The sequence below is a fragment of the Streptomyces sp. NPDC060000 genome (assembly GCF_042737375.1).
In the GTDB taxonomy this organism is placed as follows: Bacteria; Actinomycetota; Actinomycetes; order Streptomycetales; family Streptomycetaceae; genus Streptomyces.
On sequence record NZ_JBHWUU010000161.1, the window covers coordinates 1 to 7,393 of the forward strand.

The 7,393-nt window shown below is 73.0% G+C and carries 5 protein-coding genes; 3 read left to right on the forward strand and 2 right to left on the reverse strand.

Annotated features, from left to right (window positions below):
* Positions 1–218: 218 nt before the first annotated feature.
* Entirely contained in the window at positions 219–1,412 is a 1,194-nt protein-coding gene (locus ACFWBB_RS42160) for a helix-turn-helix domain-containing protein (protein WP_385284479.1), read from the reverse strand.
* Positions 1,413–1,508: 96 nt separating this feature from the next.
* Here ACFWBB_RS42160 and ACFWBB_RS42165 point away from each other — a divergent pair, with 96 nt between their 5' ends.
* Positions 1,509–3,443, forward strand: coding sequence for a DUF6350 family protein (locus ACFWBB_RS42165; protein ID WP_385284482.1), 1,935 nt, complete (start codon positions 1,509–1,511; stop codon positions 3,441–3,443).
* A gap of 476 nt (positions 3,444–3,919) precedes the next feature.
* On the opposite strand, the gene ACFWBB_RS42170 is transcribed toward ACFWBB_RS42165, so the two are convergent.
* The gene (locus tag ACFWBB_RS42170; RefSeq protein WP_385284484.1) at positions 3,920–4,669 is read right to left on the reverse strand and encodes a hypothetical protein; all 750 of its coding nucleotides are present in this window, start codon (positions 4,667–4,669) and stop codon (positions 3,920–3,922) included.
* 396 nt (positions 4,670–5,065) lie between these two features.
* Here ACFWBB_RS42170 and purN point away from each other — a divergent pair, with 396 nt between their 5' ends.
* On the forward strand, positions 5,066–5,695 hold the full coding sequence (purN, locus tag ACFWBB_RS42175; protein WP_385284487.1) for a phosphoribosylglycinamide formyltransferase: 630 nt from the start codon (positions 5,066–5,068) through the stop codon (positions 5,693–5,695).
* A complete protein-coding gene (purH, locus tag ACFWBB_RS42180; RefSeq protein ID WP_385284490.1) occupies positions 5,692–7,275 on the forward strand; it encodes a bifunctional phosphoribosylaminoimidazolecarboxamide formyltransferase/IMP cyclohydrolase in 1,584 nt (527 codons plus the stop codon). Before purN ends, purH begins: the two co-directional genes overlap by 4 nt.
* The last annotated feature ends 118 nt before the right edge of the window (positions 7,276–7,393 follow it).

The window sequence follows — 7,393 nt, forward strand, 5'->3', positions numbered from 1 at the left end:
GGCCCGCTCCCCTCGTGGGGGCGGGCCCACCGGCATCTCCCGGCCGTGCCTTTCCGGCCGAGTCTTTCCGGCCGTGAACTTTCCCGGCTGCGAGGTTTCCGGGCCGTGAGCCCTCTTGGCCGTGAACCTTTCGAGTCTGCGGCGTTCTCGACCGTGATGCTTCCGGGTCGCGAGCCCTCCGCGGCGCCGGGTTCGTCCGGGTGAGGGGTGGGGCCGGTTCACTCGGGCAGGGGGATCAGCCGTTGTGGTCCGTGCTGGGTCTCGGACCTCAGCTTCGCGCGCAGTTTCAGTTCCTTGTTCGAGAGCGTGCCCGGGGCCGCCCGCCGGGGAACGCCCTGAACCGTCTCACCGGGGGGTACCGGGGGCTCGTACCGGGTGGGGGCCGTCCGTACGGTCAGTGCGGTCGCGCCGATGATCGCGACCGTGAACGCGATCGCCGCCCTGGTCCAGAAGCGGGCCCGCTGTTCGCCGCCCATCCGCACGGTGGGTGACTTGGCGGCGCGCAGCCGTTGGGCGGACGCCACCTCCGCCAGCCGCCGGTGCAGCTCGGCGGGGCTCGCGAGTTCGGGCAGCCGTGCCGCGATCGCCGCGCGCGCGTGCAACAGCCGGTTCGCCGCCGTGGGTGTGCTCGCCTCCGTCTCCGCCGCGGTCTCCGGAAGATCGAGGCCTACACCGTCGTAGAGGAGGAGCGTGCGGCGGCGCGGCGCGGGCAGGGTCAGCAGGACGTCCAGCAGCGCACGGTCGGACGCGTCGGCCGGGGGCGGCTCCGGGTGGCGGAACCGGGGCCGGAACCGGTGCCAGGGGGAGAGCGCGTACTCGTACGCCGTCGCCCGTACCCAGCCCGCCGGGTCGCGGTCCACGGCCACCTCGGGCCAGTGCTGCCAGGCCAGTTGGAACGCCCGCTCGACCGACTCGCGCGCGAGTTCACGTCGGCCGGAGAGAAGGTATGTCTGCCGTACGAGGGCGGGGGCGCAGAAGGCGTAGAGCGCGTCGAAGGCCTGCGCGGGGGTCAGGGGGGCGCTCGGCGGAGCGGCGGCGGGGGCCGGCTCGGCCGGGATGGTGGCGGGGGCGACCGGAGTGTCGGCGGGGGCCGGGCCGGCCGGGGCGGCGGCGGGGATCACTGCCACTCGGGAGGATTTCGGTCCCTTGTCCAGGTACACCGCCGCCTGGGTGGGAGGCGCTGCCTCCTGGGGGTTCGTCACCTTGTCCGCCTTGGTCAGTGAGGTCAGCAGATTCGCGTACGCCTCCCGCCTGCGACCGCGCGGTGTCGTGCGGCCGGACTCCCACGCGCGCACCGTCTCCCGGGTGACACCGATCCGCGCGGCGACCTGAGCCTGCGTCAACGAGGCTGTCTCGCGCAGGTGTCGGCGTCGCTCGGGGGAGGGGAGCGGGGCGGCATGACTCTGCGTCACAGGGGGAACCTTCGCACGAAAAAGTACATAAACGTATATTGAGCGACACAACGGAACTTCGCCTGTTACGACGGTAAAGCGCGTGTCGTTGGGAGCATGACGGTCGTGATCCAGATGCCCACTCGCCGACTGTCGTTGTCGCCCCTGCTCAGCCGGATGCGTGACCGATCATCCGGGCTGGTCGCCGGCCTCCTGGGTGGAGCGCTCGCGGCCGGGCTGGGGCTCGGTTCGTTCGCCGTGCTCGTGATGGTGCTGTGGATCAGCTCGCCGTATCCCGACAGCGGGCCGGGCGGCGCGCTGCATGTCGCCGCCGCACTGTGGCTGCTGGCCCACGGCGCGGAACTGGTGCGCGTGGACACGTTGTCCGGTGTTCCGGCACCGGTCGGCGTCACACCGCTGTTGCTGCTCGCGCTGCCGGTGTGGCTGGTGTGGCGTGCCGCGCGGGACGCGGTGGACGGGGGCGGTGGTGACGACGAGGGCGCGGTGCTCGTCGGCGCCCGTACGGTGTGGACGGGCGTCGTGCTCGGCTACCTCGCCGTCGGGTCGGGCGCCGCCTGCTACGCAGCGGGTGGTGCGCTGCGGCCCTCGTGGGCATGGACGGCGGTGAGCGTACCGGCGGTCGCCGTGCTGGCCGCGGGGGCGGGGGTGTGGTCGGCTTACGGCCATCCCCGTGGTCCTGTGGACAGCGTGCTGCTCGTGCTGCCCCGCGGTGTGCGGCGGTTGTTCCTCGGGGCGGAGGGGCATGAGCGGCTCGCAGTCGCCGGGCGGGCGGCGGGGGCCGGTGCGGCGGTGCTCTTCGGGGGCGGGGCGCTGCTGGTGGCGGTGTCCTCGGCGTGGCACCTGGGCACGGCGCATGAGGCGTTTCTCCAGCTGACGGAGGGGTGGTCGGGACGGTTCGCGGTGCTGTTGCTGTGCGTGGCGCTGGTACCGAACGCGGCGGTGTGGGGCGCGGCGTACGCCCTCGGGCCGGGGTACGTCCTCGGTGCCGGGCATGTGGTGGCGCCGCTGTCCTCCGACCCGGCGCCGTTGCTGCCGCCGTTTCCGCTGCTGGCGGCGGTGCCGGAGGCGGGGGGCGGGATGCCGTGGAACTGGGCGGCGGGAGTGGTGCCGGTGATCGCCGGAGTGACGGTGGGGGTGTTCGTGGCCCGGGCGGCGGCGATGGGATCGGGGGGCTCGGTGGGTGCGGCCGGTGTGGCTGGTGTGGCCAATGTTGCGGGGGCGGCACGTGTGGCGGGGGCACGGGGCGCCTGGTCCCGGGGGAGGACTGCGGGGGCTGTGGTGCTGGCGGGGGTGGGGTGCGGGGTGCTGTCGGGAGGGCTCGCCGGGTTGGCCGGTGGGCCCCTGGGGGTTTCCGCGCTGGCTCGCTTCGGGCCGGTGTGGTGGCAGGTGGGGGGAGCGGTGGTGTTGTGGACGGTGGGGGTGGGGGTGCCGGTGGCTTTGGGGGTGCGGGGGTGGCGGTGCCGTGAGCGGAGGGCGGGGTGGGGGTCGGGGGCTGCGTGGAGGGGTCGGAGGGGTCGGAGGGGTCGGAGGGGTCGGAAGGGTCGGAAGGGGAGGAGTGGGCGTGGAGTGAGGTCGGAGGGTGGTGTGCCGGTGGGGGAGTCGGAGCTGTATGACTTCTCGCCTGTCGGGCCCCTTGCGAAGGTTGCGCCCGTGGGGCCCGGCGCGCCCGTGGGGCCCGGCGCGCCCCTTCGGCTCGTCGAGCGAGTCGATCCGGCAGCGCACCTCGAACCCATCGCGCACGTCGAACCCATCGCGCACGTCGAGCCCGTAGCGCCCGTAGTGCCCCCGGCGTCAGTCGAACTCGTCGAGTCCGTCGAGTCGGTGGACCCCATCGACCCCATCGACCCGCTCGACCCCGACCCGCTCGACCCCATCGCCCCGTTCGACACCACCGACCTCATCGACCCAGAGGGTTACGTGAGCCCCGTGTGGCATGAGGATGTGGCTCGGGAGGTTCGGTGGGCGGCGTTGCGGGAGGCGGGGGAGGACGAGGGGCCGGAGGAGGGTGAGGGGGTCGGGGTGGGGCGGTGACCGGCGAGGGGATCTCGCCCCCGCCGTACCCTTCCCGTCCCCGGGGGCTGCCGCCCCCGGACCCCCGCTCGGGCCCCGAGAGGGCCTCGTCCTCAAACTCCCACGGAGGTGTACCCCAGACAGGCTGAAGCGACTGCCCGGGATTCCTCGAGCTCCCCCTGGAGGTGCGCTGCCGGACCGGCCGAAGTGAGCGCCGGAAATGTTGGAGCTCCCCCTTGAGAAGCACTCCGGGACGGGCTCGATCGACCGCCCGGGGATTCCTCAAGGTCTCCCCGGAGAGCGCTGCCGCACCAGCTGAAGCGCCCGGGGATTCTCAAGGTCCCCCCGGAAGAGCGCTCCGGACAGGCTCGATCGACCGCCGGGAATCCTCGAGCTTCCCCGGAGGAGCGCTCCCGGACGGGCTGGGGGCAGTGAATTGAGTCCGGTGCTGGTGGGGCGGTGCCGGGCGATCGTTCGTCAGGCCCTCGGTGAGGCGCTCAGGCGTTCGCGCCCAGGATGCTCTTCAGTTCCTTGGGCAGCAGGTCGCTGCAGGACTGCTTCGCCTCGTTGGTGAGGGCGTCGTTCGTGCAGGTGTAGTAGTCGCGGTAGACCAGCTGCGCGGTGAAGCTCGCGGCGACCAGGGCCAGGGCCAGGGACGCGGTGACCAGGCCGGTGACGGCGGCGGTCCGCTGGGGGCGGCCGGTGGGCTCCGGGGTGGGCGGGGCGTCCGGGTCGGGGGTCCGGGGCTTGGTGCGCAAGGCGCTGATTCCCCAGTTCAGGGCCAGTGCGCCGAGCAGCAGGGCCACGTACGGCCAGCCGAAGAGGGCGAAGAAGAAGGCCCACATGCCGCAGAGCAGGGCGTAACGCGCCTTGCGCTGGGCGGGGTCCGTGGGGTCCCAGCGCTTGCCGGGGTCCGTGCCGGGGCCGCCGCCGCCCTCGGGGCTGCCGCCGGGGCGCTCGCCGAAGCCGCCGGGGGAGCGGCCGGGCTGCCGGTCGCTCCACTGGCCGCCCCACGGGGCGCGTCCGCCCTCGGGGGAGCCGCCCGCCGGGCGCCGGGGCTGCCAGGGGCGGTCCGGGGCGCCCTCGGGGGGAGGCGCGAAGGGGTTGTCGTCCTCGGGGGGCGTGCTGTCGCCCGAGGGGGCGTCGGGGGGAGAGGTTGGGCGCTCTCGCAGCAGCACGGCGCCGCGCTCCCCTCCCTGCGGTGACTGCGGGGGGAGCGTGAGGAGTCGCAGACTGCGGTCCGGCATCAAGTGAGCGTCTTCCCCTACTGGTCAGGACGGTGGTTTGGGTGATCTGGGTTCTCTGGGCGATCTGGGTGGCGATCCAGGCGGTGCCGGGACGCAGGCCGCTGCGGTGATCTTGCGGTGATCACAGCTTTGGCCGGTGTCGGCCGGTATTGAGCTGGTACTTCCTTGCTGGGCCGTCACTTGCAGAACGCACCGCATCGCCACCGCGTTCCCGACCCCGCTCGCCCCAGACGCTACCTTCCGGCCACGCCCCCGTCCCGTGGGGGCCGCCCGGTGTGCCGGTATCGTTGCTGACGGTCGGCCGCTTCGTAGACTTCCCCGTATCCCGGGGCGCGAAGCATTCGTACGAATGTATAAACCGGCCGGACAGACGCTCCCCCGAGAAAGGGCCCCGCCGTGGCCGCCAAGCCCGTGGCCAAGCGCCTCGTCGTGCTGGTCTCCGGATCCGGTACAAACCTCCAAGCGCTCCTCGACGCCATCGCGACCGGCGGCATCGAGGCCTACGGCGCGGAGATCGTGGCCGTCGGAGCCGATCGTGAGGGCGTCGAGGGCCTCGCCCGTGCCGAGCGCGCCGGGATTCCCACCTTCGTGCGCAAGGTCAAGGACTTCGGGAGCCGCGAGGAGTGGGACGCCGCGCTCGCCGAGGCCGTGGCCGGCCACGAGCCGGACCTCGTCGTCTCCGCCGGGTTCATGAAGATCGTGGGGAAGGAATTCCTGGCGCGGTTCGGGGGGCGGTTCGTCAACACGCACCCGGCCCTGCTGCCCAGCTTCCCCGGGGCCCACGGTGTGCGGGACGCGCTCGCGTACGGCGCCCGGGTCACCGGCTGCACCGTCCACTTCGTCGACGACGGCGTCGACACCGGCCCGATCATCGCCCAGGGCGTGGTCGAGGTCCGGGACGAGGACGACGAGAGCGCTCTGCACGAGCGCATCAAGGAAGTCGAGCGAAGGCTGCTCGTCGAGGTCGTGGGGCGGCTCGCCCGCAACGGCTATCGCATTGAGGGACGAAAGGTAGTTATCCAGTGACCGCCGACAGCACTGTCACGGCAGAGAGCGGCAAGCGGGGCATCCGTCGCGCGCTCGTCAGCGTCTACGACAAGACCGGTCTGGAAGAGCTCGCGCGCGGGCTGCACGAGGGCGGCGTCGAGCTCGTCTCCACCGGGTCCACCGCCTCCCGTATCGCCGCCGCCGGTGTGCCCGTCACCAAGGTGGAGGAGCTCACCGGCTTCCCCGAGTGCCTGGACGGCCGGGTCAAGACCCTGCACCCGAAGGTCCACGCCGGCATCCTCGCCGACCTGCGCCTCGACAGCCACCGGCAGCAGCTGGACGAGCTGGGCGTCGCGCCGTTCGACCTGGTCGTCGTCAACCTCTATCCCTTCCGGGAGACCGTCGCCTCGGGCGCCTCCGAGGACGAGTGCGTCGAGCAGATCGACATCGGCGGGCCGTCCATGGTGCGCGCCGCCGCCAAGAACCACCCGTCGGTGGCCGTGGTCACCAGCCCGGCGCGGTACGGCGACGTCCTCGCGGCCGTGCAGGGCGGCGGCTTCGACCTCGCCGCCCGCAAGCGACTCGCCGCCGAGGCCTTCCAGCACACCGCCGCCTACGACGTGGCCGTGGCCTCCTGGTTCGCCTCGTCCTACGCGCCCGTGGACGAGTCGCGGTTCCCGGACTTCCTGGGCGGCACCTGGGAGCGCAAGAGCACCCTGCGCTACGGCGAGAACCCGCACCAGCCCGCCGCGCTCTACGTCGACGGCAGCGGAGGCGGTCTCGCCGAGGCCGAGCAGCTGCACGGCAAGGAGATGTCGTACAACAACTACACGGACACGGACGCCGCGCACCGTGCCGCGTACGACCACGCCGAGCCCGCCGTCGCGATCATCAAGCACGCCAACCCGTGCGGGATCGCCGTCGGCACGGACGTCGCCGAGGCGCACCGCAGGGCGCACGCCTGTGACCCGCTGTCGGCCTTCGGTGGCGTCATCGCCGTCAACCGGCCGGTCAGCAAGGAGATGGCGGAGCAGGTCGCCGAGATCTTCACCGAGGTCATCGTCGCGCCCGACTACGAGGAGGGGGCCCTGGAGGCCCTCACCAAGAAGAAGAACATCCGGGTGCTCAGGGCACCGCAGGGTCCCGCGGGCGCCGTCGAGCTCAAGCCCGTCGGCGGCGGCGCGCTGCTCCAGGTCACCGACCGGCTCCAGGCCGAGGGCGACGACCCGGCCAACTGGACACTGGCGACCGGCGAGGCGCTCGGCGCGGCCGAACTCGCCGATCTGGCCTTCGCCTGGCGGGCCTGTCGGGCCGTCAAGTCCAACGCCATCCTGCTCGCCAAGGACGGCGCCTCGGTCGGCGTCGGCATGGGGCAGGTCAACCGGGTCGACTCGGCGAAGCTGGCCGTCGAGCGGGCCGGTGAGGAGCGGGCGCGCGGCTCGTACGCCGCCTCCGACGCCTTCTTCCCCTTCCCGGACGGGCTGGAGGTCCTGGTCGAGGCGGGCGTCAGGGCCGTGGTGCAGCCCGGTGGTTCGGTCCGCGACGAGCTGGTCGTCGAGGCCGCGAAGAAGGCGGGCGTGACGATGTACTTCACGGGCACGCGCCACTTCTTCCACTGATCGCTCGGCGGCGCTCGGCAGGCGGACAGTGAAGCGGCCCCGGCCCCCCACCACGGGGGGGGGCGGGGGCCCGGCCCGATAAACGCCCCACAATGCGCCCGGGGGACGCCCGTAATTT